Below are 20,985 nucleotides of genomic sequence, written 5' to 3'. Positions count from 1 at the left end.
CGCCATCGCGCGCCGCTCCAGGGTCCGCGTCCGCGACGCCGGCGGCGCGGGCCCGGGCCGGATCAGTCCCGCTTCCGGGGCCGGCGGCGGCCGTGGAGTTCGCTGCGCGCCCGCTCGCTCAGAGCCTCGATGGCCGGATGGTTGAAGCGCCGCTGCAGCGAGACCGCGAACAGCTGCTCGCGCACGCCCTCGACGTTGCCGACGCGCGCGAATCCCTGCCGGCGCCGCAGGTCCCGCTCGACGACGGACGGCACGGCGAAGATGCCGCTTCCGCCCTGCCCGAAAACCATGACGAGCGCGCTGTCGTCGAACTCCCCGACCACGTGCGGACGGACGCCGTGCCGGTCGAACCACGCTTCGAGCGAACGGCGCAGCCCGGTCGTGCGGCCCGGCATCAGGAACGGCGCGCCGTCGAGCGACTTTGGAAATCGCCGACGGTAGCGCCCCGCGAGGCGCGGAACCGCCAGCAGCGTGACGCCCGATTCCCCGACCAGCCGGCTGAAGACCCGCACGCCCGCGTCGGGCCCCGGCGGCGCGTCGAGCAGCAGCACGTCGAGGTCCCCCGCCACCAGCCCGGCGAGCAGCTTCTCGGGACTGTCCTCGCGCACCACCAGCCGCGGCGGGTCGGGCGAGTCGAGCAGCGGCAGGATCAGGCGGTGCGCGACCGGCTTGGCGACGACGTCCGAGAGGCCGAACGTCAGTCGTCCCGGCCGGCGCGTCGGCCGCATGCGCACGGCGTCCATCAGCTCCTCGCCCGTCTCGAAGATTTCGTCGGCGTAGCCGAGCACGAGCCGGCCGGCGTCGGTGAGCTGCAGGCGGCGCCCCGCCTTCTCGAACAATCGCTCGCCGAGCGCGCCTTCGAGCGAGCGGATCTGCCCGCTCAGCGTCGGTTGAGCCAGACGCAGCCGCGCCGCGGCGCGCGAAACACTGCCCTCCCGCGCGGTCATCCAGAAGTACAGCAGGTGGTGGTAGTTCAGTCGCTCCATGACCGGCACCATACATCGAAATAACCGATTGCTTCCGCTCAAACTATCTATTGGAGCGGGCACGGGGAATCGTCGAACCTGCCGGCGTCGGCGGTGGACCACACCCCCGACAGGGACAAGGGACGGCGGGACGCGGTGAGCGCCCGGGCGAGGAACCCGGCGGGACGCCGCGGGAGAACCCCCACGGAGCGCCCCACCCGCCGTCCCGCGGCGGCAGCCCACGGATCGGGGGGCCGGCATGGCGACGACGACCTCCTGCAAGGAGACGCGAGCATGTACGACAACCGCATCGAAGTGACCGATCTCGACGCCGTGCGTCTGCGGACGATGGTCGCCGGGGTGCTGGCCCGGTTCGGGCCCGACCGGCGCGCGGCCGAGGAGCTTCGCCGCGAACTCGACCGGGCGAACGTCGTGCCGTCGCTGCACGTGGACCCGCGCGTGGTGACGATGCACAGCCGGGTGCGGCTGCGCGACGAGGTCACGGGCGGGGCGCTTGAGTACCTGCTGGTCTATCCGCAGCACGCGGACCTCGCCTCGGGACGGCTCTCGGTGCTCGCTCCGATCGGGACCGCGATCCTCGGTTACCGGGAGGGCGACCTCGTCGCCTGGGATGTTCCCGCAGGCACGCGTCGGTTCCGAATCGAAAAGGTGCTCCACCAGCCGGAAGCCGCCGGCCAGGATCACGTCAAGACCTTCCTGACCCGGTCCGACGTCCGGGAGTCCCCTGCCCGCCGGCCGTTCCCTCTGGCCGGCCGGCCGCATCCGGCCACCGGATAGGCGGGGAGGCGTGATTCCCCTGAGCCCGGCGGCGCCGTCGCCGGGCAGCGCCTCGCGCGCGGCGGGCGCATCGCCCGCCGCGCACCCGTTCGTGCGCCGCCCGCTCGAACGACCCTCGGGTTCGCCCGGCAGGCCGCACCCGCCGCCGGGCTGACCCGGCGGCCTGCCACGTTGTCCCGGGGCCCGCGCGGCCGAGATCTGGCGGCGCGGCGCTCGCTTGCCGGGGACACGCGGCTCCCGTCGTTGCGGTGCCATCGCCGCCATGGCCGCCCCCGGCGCGCTTCCCGAGCAATGCACCCGATGGACGCCCGGGCGTGGAGACGCGCAGGATGCACCCGGACGACGCGATTCACGCCGGCCCGAAAACGGTCCATGTTCACGCGCTGCCACGAGCCCGATGGGCGGGCCGCCCGCTCTCACGAACCGCCGTTGACGAACCCGACGAAATGGAGGATTCGAAGCCATGAAGGAGAAGCGAATCACCGTCACGGAGCACGACGCCCTGAGGCTGCGCAACCTGATCGGCACGCTGGCCGCGCGCCGCGGCGCTGATCGGCGTGCGCTCGAACCCCTGCGGGGGGAACTGGACCGGGCCGACATCGTGAAGCCGACCGAGGTGGACCCCCGCGTCGTTACCATGCAGAGCCGCGTGCGACTGCGCGACGAGGACTCCGGCGAGGAGCTCGACTACACGCTGGTCTATCCCGATTTCGCCGATCTCGAATCGGGCCAGCTGTCGGTGCTCGCACCGATCGGCACCGCCATCTTCGGCGGCCGCGAAGGCGACGTTGTCCAATGGAACGTCCCGGCCGGCACGCGGCGCTTTCGGATCGTGCAGGTGCTGTTTCAGCCCGAGGCGGCGGGGCAGGAACAGCTCAAACTCGCTGCGGCGTCCGTGGACGAAGCAGGGCAGCCCGGCGAGTAGGGCCGGGCTGTGGCGGACCCTCGTGCGGCGGGCGCCGCGCGAGGATCCGCCGCGTCAGTACCCGGCCGCGCAGCCGTCCTTGCGCTTCTCCGTCGCACCGCTCAGCACACCGGTCGCCGGGTCGCGCCAGATGGCCTGGTAGCCGCCGTAGGCGCCGACGGGCTCGGGCTCGATCCGGTGCCCGCGGCGGCGCAGCTCGGCGAGCAGCGAGTCGGGCAGGCCGTCCTCGATGTGCAGGACGCCGCCGTCCACCATCACCGTGCCGGTCGGTTCCGACGAGCCGGTGTGATGAAAGCGAATGGCGTCGCCGGCCTCCTGCAGGTTCATGCCGAAGTCCACGAGGTTGACGATCACCTGCGCGTGGCCCTGCGGCTGCATGTCGCCACCCATCAGGCCGAAGGCCATGAGCGGCTGGCCGTTCCTCGTCATGAACGCCGGGATGATGGTGTGGAACGGCCGCTTTCCCGGCTCCAGCGAGTTGGGGCGGCCGGGCCGCAGGTCGAAAAGATTCCCCCGGTCCTGCAGTCCGAAGCCGAGCGCCGGAACCACGTAGCCCGAGCCGAAACCGGTGTAGTTGCTCTGGATCATCGAGACCATCATTCCGCTGCCGTCGGCGGTGCAGAAGTAGGTGGTCTCCGGACGATTGAGCGCCGCCGGGTCACCGGGCACGTCCTTCGTCGCCGCGACCTTCGGATCGATGAGCTTCGCGCGCTCCTTCGCGTAGGCCTTCGACAGCAGTTCACGGACCGGCACCCTGGCGAAGTCTGGGTCGGCGTAGTAGCGCGCGCGATCGGCGAACACGAGTTTCTTCGCCTCGGTGAACAGGTGCCAGAAGTCGGCCGAGTTCCGGCCCATGGCGCGCAGGTCGTAGTTCTCCATGATGTTCAGCAGTTGCAGCGCGGCGATCCCCTGCCCCGGCGGCGGAAGTTCCCAGACGTCGTAGCCGCGGTAGCTGACCGAGACCGGATCCACCCACTCCGACGTGTGCCGCGCGAAGTCCTCCTTCGAGAAGAAACCGCCCTGCGCCTGCGAGTAGCGCACCAGCTCGTCGGCGATCGGCCCCCGGTAGTAGGCGTCGCGGCCCTTCTCGGCGATCAGGCGCAGCGATTTCGCGAGCGCCGGGTTCTTGAAGATCTCGCCTTCGCGCGGCGCGTGACCTCCGGGCATGAACACTTCGGCGAAGCCGGGCATGTCCTTCATGCGCGCCGCGCCCCGCGCCCAGTCGGACGCGATGACCGGCGAGAGCGGGAACCCTTCCTCGGCGTAGCGGATCGCCGGCGCCAAGTCGCGCGCGAGCGGCAGCTTGCCGTACTTCGCGTGCAGTTCCGCCCAGCCGTCCACCGTCCCCGGAACGCTCCAGGAGTAGGGCGAGTAAAGCGGAATGGTGCCGTCGGCCTCGGGCTTCACCTTCGCCGCGGTCAGCGCCAGCGGCGAGCGCCCGCAGGCGTTCAGCCCGTGCAGGCGCTGGTCCTTCGGATCCCAGACGATCGCGAACAGGTCGCCGCCGATGCCGTTCGACGTCGGCTCCATGAGGCCGAGGCAGGCGTTGACCGCGATGGCCGCGTCCACGGCGCTGCCGCCCTCCTCGAGCACGCGCAGCCCGGCCTGCACGGCGAGCGGCTGGGCCGCGCAGACCATGCCGTGGCGGGCATAGACGGGAGAGCGGGTCGCCGCGCCGCGCGCCGCGAACGTGGTCTGCACACCGGCGGACATCATCAGCGCGGCCGCCGCGAGGACGAGGAGTCGGGAACGCACGGGTTCACCTCCGGATGGGCGTGGGTGCGGGACATGCGGGGCAGGGTAGCGCGGCTCACCGCGCGGGGGCCAGCAATCCTCCGTGCGCCCGACCGCGCGCTCGGGCAGACTCACCGCCGTGGATTTCCACGGTCGCTCGTCCCAGGATGCCGGCGTCGAGGCACGGCGCGGCTCGCACATGTCGTGGCTCGCGGCTCTCGCGATCGCGGCCGTCGCCATCGCGCTGCGCGTCTGGGGGCTGGGGCGCGAGAGCCTGTGGCTCGACGAGGGTTTCACCTGGCGGCTGACGCGGCTTCCGCTTCGCGGTTTGATCGAGGCGAGCCGCGCCGACGTGCACCCACCGCTCCACCCGCTGCTCGTGAAGCTGCTGGTGCGCTTCTTCGGCGACTGCGAAACCACGCTGCGCGCCGTGTCGGTCGCCGCATCCTGCGCGGCCGTCTACTTCACCTGGCGACTCGCCCGCCGGGCGTTCGGCGAGACCGCCGCCTGGGGCGCCGCTGCGCTCGTCGCACTTTCGGCCTTCCAGGTCCGGTACGCGCAGGAGGCGCGGCCCTACGCACTGCTCGGGGCGCTCTCGCTCGCCTCGGCCGACGGCCTGCTCGCGGTGCTGGCGGACGGACGCCCGCGCGCGCGCATCGGCTGGGCGGCGGCAACCCTGACGCTCCTTTACACGCACGCGCACGGCCTGTTCGTCGTGTTCGCCGAAGCGCTGGTGCTCGCGGGAGTGGCGCGCACGCCGGCGGGGCGCGGGGCCGCGCGGCGGCTGCTGGTTCCGGCCGCGGTCGTGTTCGCGGGCTTCCTGCCGTGGGCTTCGGTCCTGGTCGCGCAGGCCCGGCGCGTGCAGCAGTCGTTCTGGATCGCGCGGCCGGTTCCGTTCGAGATGGTCCGGACCCTCCACGAGTTCGCGGGCAGCGGAACCTTGCTGGTCCTGCTCGCGTCGCTCGTCCTGCTGGCGGCGCTGCGGCGCCCGTCGGCGGCCGCCGCCCGTCCCGCCGACGACTCCGGCGCCACGGCCCCTCCGAACGCGACCGCCGCCCGGGCGCTGGTCCTCCTGCTCGCGCTCGTTCCACTGTTCGCGCCGTACGTGATCTCGCTCGCCGGACCGGCGATCTACCTGACGCGCGCGGCGATCGCTTCTTCGCTCGCGCTCGCCATCCTCGCCGCCGCCGGCTGGGCCGGGGTGCCTTCGCGTGTGGGCCGCGCGCTGGTCGCGCTGCTGGTCGTGGCCGCGAGCGTGCCACCGCTGCTCGCCCTTCACCGCGACCTTCACAAGGAGCCGTGGCGCGATGCGGTCGCCTGGCTCGAACGCGGGGCGCGGCCCGGCGACCTCGTGCTGGTCACGGCGCCCTGGTACCGCGACGGCGTCTTCGCGTACTACGCGAAGCGCCACGACCTCGATGCGCGAGGCGTTCCGGCGCACGAAGGCGCGATCACCCGCGCCGACATCGGTGCGCTCGCGCCGGCACTCGCTCGGCGCCCGCGCGTGTGGCTCGTGCGGGCCCGGACGGACGACCCCGGGGGACTGCTGCCCGCGGCGCTCGCGGCCGGGCGCGACACGGCGGCTCATCGTGAATGGCTCGTCTCGCCGCAGGGACTCACGCGCTCGCGAAGCGTCCGGGCTCTCGACATCATCTGCTATGCTGCCCCGGCGTTTTCCGCAGCCCCTGCCGACCCCGCACGTCCCGTGCGTTCCGCGCCCGCCGGGCGCTGACGATCCGCCAGCCCGAGGAGCCGACCATGCCCCGCGCCACGCGCATGGACTTCTACGACGTTGACTCGCTGCTCACCGAGGAAGAGATCCAGATCCGCGACGCGGTCGGGGACTGGGTGGACGAGCGCTTCCTCCCCATCGTCGAGGACGCCTACGACGAGGCCTACTTCCCGAAGGACGTGATTCCCGAGCTGGCCGGGATGGGGCTGTTCGGCGCGACGCTTCCCGAGAAGTACGGCTGCGCCGGCATCGGTCCGGTCGCCTACGGCCTGACGATGCAGGAGCTCGAACGGGGCGACTCGGGCCTGCGCAGCTTCGCGTCGGTGCAGGGCTCGCTCTGCATGTACCCGATCTTCGCGTACGGCTCCGAGGAGCAGCGCGAAAAGTGGCTGCCGCGGATGGCGAAGGGCGAGGTCATCGGCTGCTTCGGCCTGACCGAACCCGACTTCGGGTCCGACCCGGGAGGCATGATCACGCGCGCGAAGCGGGTGGACGGCGGATACGTCCTGAACGGCGCGAAGATGTGGATCACCAACGGTACCGTGGCGGACCTCGCGATCGTGTGGGCCAAGCTCCACGATCCGGAAAAGGGCCGCGAGGCCATCGCCGGATTTCTCGTCGAGAAGGGCTCCCGGGGATTCACGGCGCCCGAGCAGAAGCGCAAGCATTCGCTGCGCGCCTCGGTGACCAGCGAACTGGTGCTGCAGGACGTGTTCGTGCCCGAGTCGCACCGGCTGCCCGAGGGCAACGGTCTCAAGGCCCCGCTCGGCTGCCTCACCCAGGCGCGCTTCGGCATCGCCTTCGGCGTGGTGGGGGCAGCCATGGCCTGCTTCGAGGAGGCGGCGCGGTACAGCAAGGCGCGCGTCATGTTCGGCAAGCCGATCGGCTCCTACCAGCTCGTGCAGGCCGAACTGGCGAAGATGCTCACCGAGATCGTCAAGGCGCAGCTGCTCGCCCTCCAGTGCGGGCGCATGAAGGAGCGCGGCGTGTGCCGCCCGGAGCACGTCTCGATGGCGAAGCGCAACAATTGCGAGATCGCGCTCGAGATCGCCCGCCGGGCCCGGGACATCCTCGGCGCCAACGGCATCACCTCCGAGTACCCGGTCATGCGGCACATGTGCAACCTCGAATCGGTCAAGACCTACGAGGGTACCCACAACATCCACACGCTCGTGCTCGGCGAGCAGGTCACGGGGATCGCGGCCTACCGCTGACCCCGAAGGCGGCGCGGCCGCGGAAGACCGCGAAACCACGGCCCGGGGCGTCGACGCGCCGGGCCTTCGCGCGTGGCGCGAAGCCGCCCTGCCCGCGCGTCCGCCGCCCTCCCCGCGGCTCCTTCAGAGCGACGGCCGGGGTGCCGATGACGGGCGCAGGTCGCTTCCGGCCCGGGCACCACCGCCCGGACCAGGCCCCCGGCCCGGGAACCCGTGCATGAAGTCGTCATCCTGGCTGACTGCGATCGTCCCGCTGGCGCTCGCGCTGCTCCCGCTCGTCACCCCTCCCGCGCAGGGATCGGTGTTGCGCGGGACGCTGGCCGTGCCCGCGGCTCCGCCGCCCGCCCGCCACCTGAACGCCTATCCGGGACAGGCCGGTTCGATGGCGGCCCACCGCATGGCGCCGCGCGGCGCGGTGAGCGACGCGGTGCTGTGGTTCGAGCACGTGGACATCGCGGCCGACTCGCTCATCACCCCGCCGGCGCGGCCGCGGCTCGCGCAGAAGGACCAGTGCTTCGTCCCGCGCGTGGTGGCGGTGTTCGCCGGCGGCACGGTGGACTTCCCGAACCAGGACCCGATCTACCACAACGTCTTCAGCGTCTCGACCATTCGGCGTTTCGACCTGGGCAAGTACCCGAAGGGGCACTCGCGCAGCGTCACGTTTCCGAAGTCGGGTCTCGTGAACGTCTACTGCGACATCCACTCCGACATGGCCGCGTTCGTGCTCGTCGCGCCCAACCGGGCCTACACGCAGCCGCGGGACGACGGATCCTTCGCGTTGCCGGACGTGCCCGCCGGCCGCTATACGCTGCACGTCTGGCACCCCGACTTCGGCGAGTTCGAACGCGAGGTGGATCTCGCGGAAGACCGGACTCTCGCGCTGTCCTTCTGACATGCGCCTCGGCCTTCGCGGCAAGATCCTGCTGTTCACGGTGCCGCCGCTGCTCTCCCTGACGCTGGCCTCGCTGTGGCGCGTGGATCAGGACGTCTCGGAGCAGGTGCACCGCCAGGTGCGCGACGACCTTCAGCGCGCCTCGGCCTCGTTCGAGAACATGCTGCGCGCGCGCGCCGGGGCCCTCGCCGTCGAAGGCGGGGTGATCGTGCGCGACCCGAAGTTCTTCTCGGTCGTGTCGCTGCCGGCGTCCTGGAAGGACGAGCAGTTCCGCGCGACCGTCGCGGGCGTGGCGGCCGACTTCGAGCGCATCACGCGCGCGGACGTCTTCGCGGTGCTCGATGCGCGCGGACACGTGCTCGCCAGCGTCGGGCGCTATGCGCTCTCCCCCGAGTGGCTCGCGTCCACCGCGGCGAACGGCCACACCGAGTCGTGGGCGGTCGGCGAGGGCGGCATCCAGCTGCAGGTCGTGGGCACCCCGGTGCTCGCTGACGGGCGTGTCGTCGGACTGCTGGTGCTCGGGACCGCCGTGGACGGCGCGCTCGCGCGCGACCTGCGCGAACTGTCGCGCAGCGAGGTGACGTTCCTGGTTGACGGCCGCGCCACGGGCACGACGCTGCAGGAGCCCGCCGACCTCGCGGCCGCGCACGCCGCGGCGCTCGCCTCCGAGCGCAGCGCCCGCAGGGGGGAACCCCCGCCGGGAGTTCACGAGCACGCGGCCGGCGGCGACACCTGGCTCGCGGTGGCGCGTCCGCTGCCGGATTCCCCCGTCGCGGTCCGGCACGGCTACGTCATGCAGCGCTCGCTGCGTGACGAGACCGCGGTGTTGCGCCGCATTCACACCGGCCTGCTGGCTCTGGGTCTGGTCGCCGTCGCCCTCGCCCTGGCGGCCGGGCTGGTGATCGCGCAGCGGATCACTTCGCCCATCGACCGGATCGTGCGCGCCGCCGAGGCGATGGAACGCGGGGACTACGATTTTCCCCTCGAAGCCCGGGGCAGCGACGAGGTGAGCTACCTCGCCGAACGGTTCGTGGACATGCGGGCACAGCAACGCAAGGTCGTCGAAAGCCTGCAGGAGAGCATGCGGGTCAAGCGTGAGTTCCTGTCCGTCGCCTCGCACGAGCTGCGCACCCCGATCACGGTCATCCAGGGCTTCCAGGAGTTGTTCGGCGGCGGCGCGCTCGGCCCGGTGAGCGACGCCCAGCGGCGCGCGCTCGAGGCCATCGGCCGGAGCGTCTCGACGCTCTCCCGCATCGCCGAGGACGCCACGCGCATGGCGCAGATCAGCGAGGACCGCCTCGTCCTCGAGCGCGAGCGCCAGGACCTCGAGCCGATCCTGCGCGGCGCCGTCGCGGACGCCCTGGCCGAGGCGCGCGGGCGCGCCGTGCGGGTCGAGTGCGCGATCAGCGCCGGCGCGGTGTTCGCCGACGTGGATGGCGCGCGGCTGCGCGACGCAGTCGGACATCTCGTCCGCAACGGCATCCGCTTCACGCCCGACGGCGGACAGGTGCTGGTCTGGGCGCGCTCCGACGAGCGGCAACTGTACATCGAGGTGCGCGACACCGGCGTCGGCATCCCCCCCCGCCGGCTGGAACAGCTGCTCGAACGCCAGTCACCGGTTCGCGACTCGGCGAACCACCACTCGTCCAACACCCTCGAGTTCAATTCGGCCGGGCTCGGCCTCGGCCTGTCCATCGCGCGCGGCATCGCCCGCGCGCACGACGGCTGGCTGCGGGCCGAAAGCCGTGAGAACCAGGGCAGCACGTTCACCCTCGTGCTGCCCGCGGTCCAGAGTCCCGGCGCGGCCGCCGCCTGAGCAAGGAGACCGACCATGCGAACCCGGACGAGGCTCACTTCCCTGACCCTGCTGGCGGCCGGCGCGCTGCTCGCCACCGCGCCGCTGCGCGCCGAGGAGACTCCGCGCCTGCGCGTGCGCGGCCTGCTGGACCTGGTCCTGCACAACGACACGCATGCGGCCGAGATCGCCCGCTTCGACGACGAGAGCTCTCCGCTCGAATCGCAGCGAGTACGGCTGTTCGTCGAGGGCAGCGCCTCGCCGAACATCGACGTCTTCACGCAGGTCATCTTCTCGCAGGACGATTTCGCCCTGGATGGAGCCTACGCGCTCGTCACGCCGTGGCCGCAGCGCGACCTGCACCTCATGGCGGGCAAGATCCCCGCGCCGATCGGTGTGTGGGCTCCGCGCACCTACTCGAACCGCAATCCGCTCATCACCGCGCCGCTCATGTACCAGCATCACGGTTCGCTGCGCTGGGACGAGGTGCCGCTGTCCCCGGCGGCCTTGCTGGCGGCCGCCGGCACCGGCTGGGAAGGCGCCGACTACGGCGGCGGACCCGGCGCGCCGGGCATGCCGGTCGTGGACGACTACGGCTGGGACTTCGGCCTCGTCGCGCTCGGCAGCGTCGCGCCCTTCGAGTTCTCGCTCGGGATGACGAACAGCGCGCCCGGCTGGGGCTCCCCTGGAGAGGACGTGAACCACGGCAAGGCCGTGCAGGGGCGCCTCGGCTTCGTGCCCACCGCGGGCTTCCGCTTCGGGCTCTCGGGGGCGCAGGGGTCGTATCTCGGCAAGTGGGTCCGCTACTCGCTGCCCACAAACCGGACCGAGGCCGACTATCTCCAGACGCTCGGCATGGCCGATTTCGCCTTCGAGCGCGGCCGGGTGGAATTGCGCGCCGAGGCCTTCTCGAACGCGTTCGAGACCGCCTACTGCGGCACGCTTCGTTCGACCGGCGGCTACGCGGAAGCGCGCTACGGCTTCGACTCGGGTGTGTGGCTGGCCGCGCGCGCCGGGCTCATGCGCCACTCCGACCTCACCGCCGGCGCGGTCACGCGCCCGTGGGACGACGACGTGGACCGGCTCGACTGCGGACTCGGCTACCGGCTCTCGCGGAAAGCCGCGCTCAAGGCCTCCTGGCAGCGCACGCGGCTGGACCAGGCGGACGGCCAGCAGTCCTTCGACCTGTTCCTGTCGCAGCTGTCGCTCGAGTTCTGATCTCCCGGAACTTCGGCCTCAGCGCTCCGAACGCGCCGCCGAAGCGCCGCCGATGACTTCGCCGGCGTCCGCGGCCTTCGCCCAGCCCTGCTGATCGAGCGTCGCGCGCACGCGCGAGGCGAGCCATTCCGCCACCGCGGCGTGCGGCAGCAGGCCGGTTCCATCCGAGCGGTACTCGAGGCCCTTCAGCACGTCGCGATAGGGACCGAATCCGAACAGCCGGAAGGGCACGACCAGCACGCGCTGCCCCGAGCGCGCGTGGGCCGCGACGTAGTCCCGGATCGCCCGCTCGGAGGGCGCCCGGGAAGCCGGCCAGTCCTCGCGCAGGGTGAAGCCGCGCACGTCCGCGAATCCCGCCGCGGTCCGGATCGCGCCGGCGTACCCGGACAGTCGGGAGAGGATGGCGTCGTTCTCGGCCTCGTCGCCCGCGCCGTGCGCCAGCAGGACGACGACCTCCGTGCGGGGGTCCTTCGACAGGGCCCGGGCGCGTTCCGCCAGGATTTCGCCCGTGCCGGCGTACTCGTCGAGGCCGCCACGCGTGATCGCGAGGCTCGCCGTGTGCGTGATCGGCGAGGGCGCCGCCGGCGCTTGCGCCTTGTCCGCCTCCGGGTGACCGTCGTGGCCCGCGTGCGCGCCGTGCGCCATGGGCATCCCGTGCCCGGCGTGCGCATCCTGACCGGCGCCGGCCATCGCTCCGCCACCCGCCGCGTGCGCACCGCCATGCGAGTGCAGGAGGAACTTCTCCGGGGCGTCCGGGCGCAGACCGAGCAGGTATTCGGTCTGGTGCAGGAACGAGCCGTCCGAGAGGAACAGCCGCGCGACCACGATGCGGCGGACGCCCTTCGCCTCGAGCGCGTTCACGCCCGACTGCAGTGTCGCCGGGTCCGCCATTCCGAACGCGACCTCGGTGGGCCACTTCGCGCGCAGGGCTTCGGCGGTCTTCTCGACGGCGGCGTTCCATTCGGGCTCGCCGCCGTGGGCCATGACGAGCACGCCGATCGAATCGGAGGGCGCGGCGCCGGTCGTCGCGGGCACGAACGCCGGCAGCAGGGCGAGCAACAGGAGCGTCGGCAGCGACATTCGCTTGGGCATCGGGGACTCGCTTTCTCACCCGCTCAGGCGTCGGCGGTGGGATGGTGGGATGGCGCGAACGGCAACCCTCGGTCCGAACGAAAGCCACTCGGATTCGGCGAGGGCGGGCGCAAGCATGCGCATCAGTAAAGTGGCTTCAACACAGTGAAGCTTGGTTCACACCCGGGAGTGAATAGCTCCCTGGCGCGAAGCTGTCAAGCGGAACGTTCGCCGCTTGGACGGCCCGCGAGGGCGCGTGTAGCGTGCGGCGATGCGCGTCCGCACCCCACGCACCGAGTACCGGCTCGCCCGCCTTTCCGAGCGCAACGCCCCGGGCGAACCCTTCCCGCTCTTCGGCCGCTGGTTCCGGGCGGTCCTGGCGCTGGGCGGCGCCGACCCGCAGGCCGTCGCGCTCGCGACCGCCGATCGCCGCGGGCACCCCTCCTGCCGGATGATGTTGCTCAAGTCGTGGGGTCCGCGAGGGTTCGTCCTGGCGGGCAACTACTCCAGTCGCAAGGGGCGGGAACTCGCCGCCAATCCGGCCGGCGCGCTGCTCTTTTACTGGCCCGCGCTTCAGAAGCAGGTCCGCGTCGAGGGCCGGCTCGCGAGACTTCCGGGGCGCGAGAGCGAGGTTCTGTGGCAGGAACGCCCGCGGGGCGCGCAGCTCGGGGCGCTGGCCTCGGACCAGAGCCGCGCGATCCGCGGCCGCGGGGTGCTCGAGCGCCGCTTCGCGCTCGCCGCCGAGGACTGCGCCGGCGAACCGGTGCCGCGTCCCGCGCACTGGGGCGGCTGGCGCCTTCGGCCATCGCGCATCGAGTTCTGGCAGGGCCGCGCCGACCGGCTGCACGACCGCATCCTCTACCGCCGCCGCGGCTCGCGCTGGACGCGCGAGCGGCTCGCCCCCTGAGGAGGCCTGAACGTGGCCAGGAAGAAGCCCGCCCGGACCCGCGGACCGCTGGCGGACCTGCTGCGGATGGTGCTGATGGTGCCGCTCGTCTCGCTGCCGTTCGCCGGCTTCTTCGTGATCGTCTCAGGCTCGCCGTTCGCCGCGTTCGGCGGCTTCTACGCCGTCTCGTTCGTGTTCACCATCCTCGAGATGCTCGCGTCGTGGACGACGAAGCACTTCCTCCAGCCGGGGATCCTCGCGAACGCGCGGAGCGCGACACGGGGCACGATCACGCTTTCGGCCACGTACATGGGCCTCGCGATCCTCGCCGCCATCGCCGCGGCCCTGATTCTCAACTACACGTTCGTGCCGGGATTCCTCTCGGGGATTCGCTCGCTGATCACGGTGCTGGTCTACTGCCTGCTGTTCGGAACCCTCATGCTCGGCGTCTCGCTCGCGGTCATGTTCCACCGCGAAGCCATGGAGAAGTCGGGAGCCGACCGTGAACTGCTGCTCGCGCGCCGCATCCAGCGTTCGTTCCTGCTCTCGGAGTTTCCGCAGCGCTCGCGCATCGAGGTCCATGCCGTCAACGTCTCCTCGAAGCAGGTGAGCGGAGACTTCTACGACGTCGTCCCGGTCGGCGAGGAACACGTGGTGCTCGCGATCGCCGACGTGTCGGGCAAGGGCGTGCCCGCGGCGCTGCTCTCCAGCATGCTGCAGGCTTCGGTGCGCACGCAGGCGGGCGTGGTGGAGTCCCCGGCGGCGATGATGCGACGGCTCAATGAACTGGCCTGCCAGCGCGTCAGCACCGGGCAGTTCGCGACCTTCTTCCTCGCCGTGGTGGACGAGCCGACGCTGGGGTTCCGGTTCACGAACGCCGGGCACAACTTTCCCGTGCTGCAGCGCGCCCGCGGCGAGCGCGAGCTGCTCGAGCGGGGCGGCTGCGTCGTCGGCATGCTCGACGGCCCGGTCTACGAAGAGGAGGCGCTCACGCTCGCGCCCGGCGACCGGATCGTCTTCTACACCGACGGCGTGACCGAGGCCGAGCGTGAAGACGGCGAGATGCTGGGCGAGGAACGACTCTACGCCCTGCTCGACGCGGCGCCCCGGGAGCTGTCCGCGGAGCAGCTCGTCGAGCACGTGCTCGCCGGCGTGCGCGCCTGGCTCGACGGGGTCGAACCCGGGGACGACATCACCGTGATGGTGTTGCGCGTGCTCGAGCGACCTGTTTCGCGGGGCTGAGCGCCCGTTCGCGACGGGCCGCTACCGTTCGTCCCGCCCGAACGACGGTTCGTCGGGCCGGGCGTTTGCGGTCCGGGAAATCGGTCGTCCAATGGCGCGCATGAGCTCGTTCCCCTCCGTCCCGCCCGCGCACGGCCGCCGGCCGTTTCCGTGGGAAGTCCTGTGGACGCCGATCCTGTGGGCGGTGCCGTTCGCGCTGTTCTTCGGCACGCTCTGGGGTGGGACGTGGCCCGCCTACCGGATCTCGTACCTCATCGCGCTGGTCTTCTCGTACGTGATCCGGCTCAGCGTCCTCGTCATCCAGCGGCTGGTCGCGCCCGGCCTGCGGGCCCGCGCGGGCGCGGGCCGCTACCCGTGGCTGCGCGAGGGCGCGCTGTTCATGGGAACCAGCATGTCGGCCGCGCTGCTCTCCGCGGTCCTCGTGGACCGCTTCGTCTGGCACGGCTTTCTCGACGGCCCCGCGGCGTGGCGCATCACGGCGCTCTATTCGGCGCTTTTCTCGCTGCTGGTCGGCGGGATCGTGTACGCGCGCGTCTTCTACCGCGTTTCGGTCCAGCGGGCGCTGCAGGTCGAGCGCATGCGCGCCGAACTGGCTCAGGCCGAGTACCGGGCGCTGCGCGCCCAGGTCCACCCTCACTTCCTCTTCAACACGCTCAACACGATCGCCGCCCTGATCGGCGAGGACCCGCGCGCCGCGGAGGACGTCGTCACGCGCCTCGCCGACGTCTTCCGGCACTCGCTCGCCTCCGCGAACGGCCAGCCGACCCGCTTCGGCGACGAACTGGAGTTCCTGCGCGCCTATCTGTCGATCGAACAGGCACGTCTGGGCCCGCGGCTCCGCTACGAGGAAGCCATCGAGCCCGGGCTCGAGGCCGTTCCCGTGCCCGGGCTGCTCCTCCAGCCGCTGCTCGAGAACGCCGTGCGCTACGCGGCCGCCGAGCGCGCCGAGGGCGGCACGGTGAGGCTGGAGGCGCGTCGGGACGGGGACTCGCTGCTCGTGACGATCGCCGACGACGGCCCCGGCATCACGCCGGGCGCGCAGCCGAGCGGGCACGGCGTCGGCCTCGAGAGCGTCCGCGAGCGACTGCGCCTCGCGGGCGAAGGCCACGCGCTGACCGTCGCCTCGGCTCCGGGCGAGGGCACGCGCATCACCGTGCGTCTGCCGCTCGAACCCACCGTTCCTCCGACCCACCCCTCCACCCTCGACCCGGAGTTCGACCCATGCGCATGAACCTGCTGCCGATGCTCGTGACCGCCGCGCTGCTCGCGCCCTTGCCCGCTTTCGCCGACGCGAAGGCGCACGCCGACGCGGCCGGGCTCGCCGCGGCCCGCCGTCAGCTCGCGGCCGCCGTCTCGGAAGGCAGCGCTCCCGGGCTGCGCCAGGCGAGGGACGCGTTCGCGCTGCTGCGCGCCGGCGACCCCGCTTCACCTGAGCTCGCCTACTGGCTGGCGCTCGCCGACTGGCGGCTCGTCCCGGTACTGCCCGACAGCGAGAGCGCGGCGGCAAGGCAGCTCTGCAAGGAGGGCATCGCGGCGTGCGATCGCGCGATCGCGGCGCGCCCGAGGTTCGCCGACGCGGTCGCGCTGCGCGCCGGCCTGCAGGGCCTGGCGTTCCGCTTCCTGAGCCCGCAGGCCGGAATGGCGCTGGGCGCCGAGATGGAGGAAGGGTACGGACGGGCCATGGGACTCGAACCCGACAACCCGCGCGTGCTGCTGCTCAAGGGCCTGGGCACGCTGTACAAGCCGAAGGAAGTCGGCGGCGGGCCGCAGGCCGCCCGGCCGATCCTCGAGCGCGCCGTGGCGGCGGCCGCCGCGGCACCGCCCGCGGAAGGCGACAGCACTTCGATCGACTGGGGGCGGGACGACGTGCTCGTGTGGAGCGGCATCTGCGCGTCGCGGCTCGGCGACTGGTCGGCGGCGCGCGCGCGCTTCCGCGAGGTGCTCGCGCGGAATCCCGGCCACGCCTGGACCAGGTACGTGCTGCTGCCCGGAGCCGAAAAGGAGCTGGCCGCGAAGGGCGCTCCCGCCCGAGACGCGAAGTGAACGGTCGCCTGCCGGCACTCGCGCGATTCGCGCCCGTCCTGCTCGCGCTCGTCCTTGCGGCGCCGGGCGCGCTCGCGGCGACGATCAGCGGCACGGTCCTGGACCACAAGGGTCAGCCGGTCGAGTTCGCGAACGTCACCGTCCCGGCGCTCAAGCGTGGTGCCGTGACCGACGCCGGGGGACGCTTCACCCTGGAGCTGCCCGAGGGACCCGCCGCGCTGGTCATCGCCCAGATCGGCTATTCGGCGGCACGGCTGTCGGTCACCGTCGGGGCCGTGAACGCGCCGCTGCGGGTCACGCTGGACCTCGAGCCGGTGCCCGTCGCCGAGGTCAACGTCTCGGCGTCGTCGTTCGGCAAGGCCGGCAGGAGCGAGGGCGCCGTCGTCCGCCGCATGGACGTGTACATGACCCCGGGCGGCGCGGCCGACATCTTCCAGTCGCTGCGCGCGCTTCCGGGCATCAACGCTCCGACCGAAGGCGCGGCGCTGTACGTGCGCGGCGGCGACCCCTCCGAGACCGTGATCCGCGTGGACGGCGCCGAGATCGGGCACCCGTACCACTACGAAGGCGCCTCGGGCGGGCTGTTCGGGATTCTCGACGCCTACATGCTCAAGAGCGCGTTCTTCTCGAGCGGCGGATTCACCGCGAAGTACGGCGGCGCCATGAGCGGCGTGCTCGACATCGAGACGCAGGACCCGATGAACCTGCGCACCGTGAGCGTCGGCGGCAATTTCGCGGGCGCGGGCGGCTCGGCGACGTGGGCGCTCGTGCCGGACAAGGTCTCGGCGCTCGTCAGCGTCAACCAGAGCCTGCTGCCGGTGCTCTTCCGCCTCTACGGCTCGCCGGAGGACTACGAGTCGGTCCCGAACAGCTTCAACGGCGTCGCCAAGCTCCTGTGGCGCTATTCGGGAAGCGGCAAGCTGTCGCTCTTCGACATCGTCTCGACCGACCGCATCGGCGTCTATTCGTCGGCGCTCAACGTCCGCGGCCTGTACTCCTCGGACGCCGCGAACCATTTCGCGGCTTTGACCCTGCACGACGCGATCCGCGGCAAGGTCGCGGTGCGCGCGAACGTGACGACGCAGCGCTACGCGGACGATTGGGGCTACTCGGCGTTCGGCGGCCGGCGCAGCGAGCGCTCGACGCAGGCGCAGGCCGACTTCGTGTGGCCCGTCTCGTCCCGACACGAGCTGTCCTTCGGCGCGGCGTGGCGCGATCGTGGCGCGGAGCTCTCGGGTCACCAGGCCGCCGACAGCACCGATCTCGGCGCGGGCGCGCCGACGCGCGAATACGCCTACGGCACGCGCCGACGCCAGCCGGGAATCTACGCCGAGGACAAGCTGCGCCTGTGGGGCCCGCTGTACGCGACGCTGGGCGCACGCGTGGACGGCGCGGCCCGGACCGGCGAGTGGGTCGTGGACCCGCGCGGCGCGCTCGCCTGGCGCGTGGACGAACACCAGACGGTGCGCTTCGCGGGCGGCCGCTACCACCAGCTGCCCGACCCGACGAGGCTCGACCCGCGACACGGCAACCCGGACCTGAGCGACGCCTACGCCGACCACGCCATCGCCGGTTACGAGTGGAAGTCGGATTTCGGCAACGTGCGGCTCGAGGCCTATCACAAGCGATACCGCGGGCTGCCGATCACCGACTCCCTCACCTGGTTCCGCGCCGCCGGCACCGGCTTCGCCCGCGGGCTGGACGTGTTCGCGCAGGGCAACTGGCAGTCGCTGAACGGCTGGGTGTCGTACGGCCTGCTCGACGCGCGCCGGCGCGTGGACGACGACCCGTACGAGGTGCGCTCGGCGAGTTCGGTGCGCCACTCGCTCACGCTGGTCGGGCAGTGGCAGCAGTCCATTCGCTGGATGTACGGCGCGCGCTGGTCGTACTCGAGCGGCCGGCCCTACACGCCGGTCGTCGGCGCGACCTGGGACCCGGGCCGCGCGATCTGGCATCCCGTCTACGGCGAGCATGGCTCGGGCGAGATGCCGGCCTACAACCGGCTCGACCTGCGCCTGACGCGGCTGTTCTCGCTGCCGCGCGCCGGCGGCCTGCCGCCGAGCGGCGTGTGCGTTTTCTACGCGGAATGCATGAACGTTCTCGACACGAAGAACGTGCTCGAGTGGACCTACGACGCCGACTACTCGCACCGCGTCGCCACCGAGTCCTACTTCTCGCGCCGGCTGATCGTGGCGGGCGTCTCGCTGACGTGGTAGAACGCGCCGCATGAGCGATGCCCCGCTGAAGGTCGTGCTCGTGGACGACGAGCCCCTCGCCCGCGCCCGCGCCCGCCGCATGCTCGGCGAGATCGGCGGCACGGTCGTGGTCGGCGAGGCCGGTTCGGTGCCCGAAGCCGAACGCGTGATCGAGGCGGTGCGTCCCGACCTCGTGCTGCTGGACGTGCAGATGCCTGGCGAGGACGGCTTCGCCCTGCTCGCCCGGCTCGAGGCGCGTCCCGCGATCGTGTTCGTCACCGCCTACGATCAGTACGCGGTGCGCGCGTTCGAGGAGAACGCGGTGGACTACCTGCTCAAGCCGTTCCGCGCCGAGCGGCTCGCCGCGGCGCTCGCGCGCGCGCGCCGCGGGCTGGCGCAGCCCGCCGAGCTCTCGCGCCGGCTCGAGGAACTGCTCGCCGCCGTGGGCCCGGGCGGTCGCGCCGACCGCTGGCTCGACCGTTTCACCGTGCGGCTCGGCACCCGGCAGCTGATCGTCAGGGCCGAGGACGTCCTGTGGTTCGGCGCCGAGGACAAGCTCGTCTTCGCGGCGACCGCGGGCGCGAGGCACTACGTGAACTTCACGCTCGACGAGCTCGAGCGCCGGCTCGACCCGGCGCGTTTCGTGCGCGTGCACCGGGGCGCCATCGCCAACCTCGACCGCGCGGCCGCGCTGCGGCCGGGGTTCGCCGGCACCTGGCGGCTGCAACTGAACGACGAGGCGCGCACCGAGGTCCCCGTCTCCCGGGCGCGGGCGCGCCAGCTCAAGGCCCGCCTCGGGGCGTGAGGCGGCGCGCCCGGGCGGGCCGTCCGTCCGGCGCCGGCCCGCGGGGACACAGGGCGGCCACGGCAAGGGCGCGGCTTGACCGGTCCGCCGTGCGCGGCTTACATGCGTCCTTCGCGCAGCCGTCCGCACCCCGCCCAAGGAGAGGACCGTCGCATGCCGGAAACGCCCCTGAATCACTCGCGCCCCTTCCTGCAGCGCCGCACCCAGAACTGGCTGGTGCTGGGCCTCACCTACGCGGCCATGTACATGGCCCGGTACAACTTTCCGCTCGCGAACAAGGCGCTGTCGGACGCCTACGGCTGGGACAAGTCGCAGGTCGGCCTGATCATCTCGACCGCGACCCTCCTGTACGGCATCTCGGCGCTCTTCAACGGCCCGATCGCCGATCGCTTCGGCGGCCGCAGGGCGATGCTGATCGGCGCGAGCGGCGCGTTCGTCTTCAACACCATCTTCGGTCTCGGCGCGTACCTCGGCGTGCTCGGCACGGGCCCGCTGCTGCTCGGCTTCCTCGCCACGGTGTGGACGCTGAACATGTACTTCCAGTCGTACAGCGCGCTCGCGCTCATCAAGGTCAACAGCGGCTGGTTCCACGTCAGCGAGCGCGGGGTCTTCAGCGCCATCTTCGGCTCGATGATCCAGAGCGGGCGCTTCCTCGTCTTCCTGCTGCTGGCCGCGCCGTTCGTGGCCGCGCTGCCCTGGCAGTGGATGTTCTTCATCCCCGCCGCGATCGTCCTCGTCATGGTGATCCTGACGTTCCTGGTCGTGCGGGACACGCCCGCGGACGCCGGCCTTGGGCCGTTCGATCCGCAGGACGCGACCAGCGGCGACACCGAGAAGATCACCTTCGCCTACGTGGCCCGCAAGGTGTTCACGAACCCCATCGCCATCACGATCGCGGTCGCCGAGTTCTGCACGGGTCTCGTGCGCGGCGGCTTCGAGCAGTGGTTCCCGCGCTACATGCAGGAGGTCCAGCACCTCAAGCTGAGCGACCCGATCTTCCAGAAGAACGCGCTCGCCATCGTCGCGTGCGGAATCCTCGGCGCGTTCGTCGCCGGCTTCGCGTCCGACAAGCTGTTCCAGCACCGCCGCCCGCCGGTCGCGTTCATCGGCTACCTGCTCCAGGTCGTCTGCCTGTTCGTCGTCTGGAAGGCGCCGAGCATGGGCGCCGTCATCGCCGCGTTCATGGTCAACTCGATGGCCATCTCGATGGTGCACTCGATGCTCTCGGGCACCGCTTCGATGGACTTCGGCGGCAAGCGGGCCGCCGCCACCGCGGCCGGCATGTTCGACGGCATGCAGTACGTCGGGCAGTCGTTCGTCGGCTGGGGCATGGGGACGCTGCTCGACCGCTTCGGCTGGCACGCGTGGGGCTCGAGCATGATCGGCTTCGCCGCCCTGGGCGGGGTGCTCATGCTGTTCCTGTGGAACGCGCGGCCGAACCCGAAAGCCGCGGCGCACTAGCCCCTGACG

Annotated in this window: 17 protein-coding genes; 14 read left to right on the top strand and 3 right to left on the bottom strand. The window is 71.9% G+C overall.

Features of this window, described 5'->3' with window-relative positions:
- Positions 1–62 precede the first annotated feature (62 nt).
- A complete protein-coding gene (locus IT347_10515; protein ID MCC6350007.1) occupies positions 63–998 on the bottom strand; it encodes a LysR family transcriptional regulator in 936 nt (311 codons plus the stop codon).
- Between the two features lie 261 nt (positions 999–1,259).
- Here IT347_10515 and IT347_10510 point away from each other — a divergent pair, with 261 nt between their 5' ends.
- On the top strand, positions 1,260–1,763 hold the full coding sequence (locus IT347_10510; protein ID MCC6350006.1) for a GreA/GreB family elongation factor: 504 nt from the start codon (positions 1,260–1,262) through the stop codon (positions 1,761–1,763).
- 463 nt (positions 1,764–2,226) lie between these two features.
- Positions 2,227–2,688, top strand: a complete 462-nt coding sequence (gene rnk / locus IT347_10505; protein MCC6350005.1) for a nucleoside diphosphate kinase regulator — start codon at positions 2,227–2,229, stop codon at positions 2,686–2,688.
- A gap of 54 nt (positions 2,689–2,742) precedes the next feature.
- Here the strand turns inward: rnk and ggt are convergent, their stop codons facing one another.
- Positions 2,743–4,404 (bottom strand): gamma-glutamyltransferase, encoded by a 1,662-nt coding sequence (gene ggt, locus IT347_10500; protein ID MCC6350004.1) that lies wholly within the window; start codon positions 4,402–4,404, stop codon positions 2,743–2,745.
- Positions 4,405–4,525: 121 nt separating this feature from the next.
- On the opposite strand from ggt, the gene IT347_10495 reads away from it, so the two are divergent.
- The 5 genes from IT347_10495 to IT347_10475 all read left to right on the top strand — a co-directional run bounded on the left by IT347_10495 (position 4,526) and on the right by IT347_10475 (position 11,273).
- Complete coding sequence (locus IT347_10495; GenBank protein ID MCC6350003.1) at positions 4,526–6,154, top strand: glycosyltransferase family 39 protein; 1,629 nt, start codon at positions 4,526–4,528, stop codon at positions 6,152–6,154.
- A 26-nt stretch (positions 6,155–6,180) separates the two neighbouring features.
- Positions 6,181–7,368 (top strand): acyl-CoA dehydrogenase family protein, encoded by a 1,188-nt coding sequence (locus IT347_10490; GenBank protein ID MCC6350002.1) that lies wholly within the window; start codon positions 6,181–6,183, stop codon positions 7,366–7,368.
- Between the two features lie 217 nt (positions 7,369–7,585).
- On the top strand, positions 7,586–8,260 hold the full coding sequence (locus IT347_10485) for a hypothetical protein (protein ID MCC6350001.1): 675 nt from the start codon (positions 7,586–7,588) through the stop codon (positions 8,258–8,260).
- A 1-nt stretch (position 8,261) separates the two neighbouring features.
- Entirely contained in the window at positions 8,262–10,076 is a 1,815-nt protein-coding gene (locus IT347_10480) for a HAMP domain-containing protein (protein MCC6350000.1), read from the top strand.
- A 15-nt stretch (positions 10,077–10,091) separates the two neighbouring features.
- Positions 10,092–11,273, top strand: coding sequence for a hypothetical protein (locus IT347_10475; GenBank protein MCC6349999.1), 1,182 nt, complete (start codon positions 10,092–10,094; stop codon positions 11,271–11,273).
- An 18-nt stretch (positions 11,274–11,291) separates the two neighbouring features.
- Here IT347_10475 and IT347_10470 read toward each other — a convergent pair whose 3' ends face one another.
- A complete protein-coding gene (locus IT347_10470) occupies positions 11,292–12,365 on the bottom strand; it encodes a hypothetical protein (GenBank protein ID MCC6349998.1) in 1,074 nt (357 codons plus the stop codon).
- Between the two features lie 250 nt (positions 12,366–12,615).
- Here IT347_10470 and pdxH point away from each other — a divergent pair, with 250 nt between their 5' ends.
- The 7 genes from pdxH to IT347_10435 all read left to right on the top strand — a co-directional run bounded on the left by pdxH (position 12,616) and on the right by IT347_10435 (position 20,976).
- On the top strand, positions 12,616–13,251 hold the full coding sequence (gene pdxH, locus IT347_10465) for a pyridoxamine 5'-phosphate oxidase (protein MCC6349997.1): 636 nt from the start codon (positions 12,616–12,618) through the stop codon (positions 13,249–13,251).
- Positions 13,252–13,263: 12 nt separating this feature from the next.
- Positions 13,264–14,472 (top strand): serine/threonine-protein phosphatase, encoded by a 1,209-nt coding sequence (locus tag IT347_10460; protein ID MCC6349996.1) that lies wholly within the window; start codon positions 13,264–13,266, stop codon positions 14,470–14,472.
- Positions 14,473–14,563: 91 nt separating this feature from the next.
- Entirely contained in the window at positions 14,564–15,703 is a 1,140-nt protein-coding gene (locus IT347_10455) for a histidine kinase (GenBank protein ID MCC6349995.1), read from the top strand.
- Entirely contained in the window at positions 15,694–16,515 is an 822-nt protein-coding gene (locus tag IT347_10450) for a hypothetical protein (GenBank protein MCC6349994.1), read from the top strand. Before IT347_10455 ends, IT347_10450 begins: the two co-directional genes overlap by 10 nt.
- Positions 16,512–18,731: a TonB-dependent receptor gene (locus IT347_10445; protein ID MCC6349993.1), complete on the top strand. Its 2,220-nt coding sequence runs from the start codon at positions 16,512–16,514 to the stop codon at positions 18,729–18,731. Before IT347_10450 ends, IT347_10445 begins: the two co-directional genes overlap by 4 nt.
- 10 nt (positions 18,732–18,741) lie before the next feature.
- Complete coding sequence (locus IT347_10440) at positions 18,742–19,515, top strand: response regulator transcription factor (protein ID MCC6349992.1); 774 nt, start codon at positions 18,742–18,744, stop codon at positions 19,513–19,515.
- A 153-nt stretch (positions 19,516–19,668) separates the two neighbouring features.
- On the top strand, positions 19,669–20,976 hold the full coding sequence (locus IT347_10435) for an MFS transporter (protein ID MCC6349991.1): 1,308 nt from the start codon (positions 19,669–19,671) through the stop codon (positions 20,974–20,976).
- The last annotated feature ends 9 nt before the right edge of the window (positions 20,977–20,985 follow it).

The organism is Candidatus Eisenbacteria bacterium (genome assembly GCA_020847735.1).
Taxonomy (GTDB): domain Bacteria; phylum Eisenbacteria; class RBG-16-71-46; order RBG-16-71-46; family RBG-16-71-46; genus CAIXRL01.
The sequence above is the reverse complement of the archived record's forward strand: the minus strand, read 5'-3'. Positions and strand labels throughout refer to the sequence as shown.

Bases quoted from the DNA above. Each gene is read 5' to 3' on its own strand.
- IT347_10435 (MCC6349991.1), top strand. From the start codon at position 19,669: ATGCCGGAAACGCCCCTGAATCACTCGCGCCCCTTCCTGCAGCGCCGC.
- rnk (MCC6350005.1), top strand. From the start codon at position 2,227: ATGAAGGAGAAGCGAATCACCGTCACGGAGCACGACGCCCTGAGGCTG.
- pdxH (MCC6349997.1), top strand. From the start codon at position 12,616: ATGCGCGTCCGCACCCCACGCACCGAGTACCGGCTCGCCCGCCTTTCC.
- IT347_10480 (MCC6350000.1), top strand. From the start codon at position 8,262: ATGCGCCTCGGCCTTCGCGGCAAGATCCTGCTGTTCACGGTGCCGCCG.
- ggt (MCC6350004.1), bottom strand. From the start codon at position 4,404: ATGATGTCCGCCGGTGTGCAGACCACGTTCGCGGCGCGCGGCGCGGCG.
- IT347_10455 (MCC6349995.1), top strand. From the start codon at position 14,564: ATGGCGCGCATGAGCTCGTTCCCCTCCGTCCCGCCCGCGCACGGCCGC.
- IT347_10440 (MCC6349992.1), top strand. From the start codon at position 18,742: ATGAGCGATGCCCCGCTGAAGGTCGTGCTCGTGGACGACGAGCCCCTC.
- IT347_10485 (MCC6350001.1), top strand. From the start codon at position 7,586: ATGAAGTCGTCATCCTGGCTGACTGCGATCGTCCCGCTGGCGCTCGCG.
- IT347_10510 (MCC6350006.1), top strand. From the start codon at position 1,260: ATGTACGACAACCGCATCGAAGTGACCGATCTCGACGCCGTGCGTCTG.
- IT347_10490 (MCC6350002.1), top strand. From the start codon at position 6,181: ATGCCCCGCGCCACGCGCATGGACTTCTACGACGTTGACTCGCTGCTC.
- IT347_10515 (MCC6350007.1), bottom strand. From the start codon at position 998: ATGGTGCCGGTCATGGAGCGACTGAACTACCACCACCTGCTGTACTTC.
- IT347_10450 (MCC6349994.1), top strand. From the start codon at position 15,694: ATGCGCATGAACCTGCTGCCGATGCTCGTGACCGCCGCGCTGCTCGCG.
- IT347_10470 (MCC6349998.1), bottom strand. From the start codon at position 12,365: ATGCCCAAGCGAATGTCGCTGCCGACGCTCCTGTTGCTCGCCCTGCTG.
- IT347_10475 (MCC6349999.1), top strand. From the start codon at position 10,092: ATGCGAACCCGGACGAGGCTCACTTCCCTGACCCTGCTGGCGGCCGGC.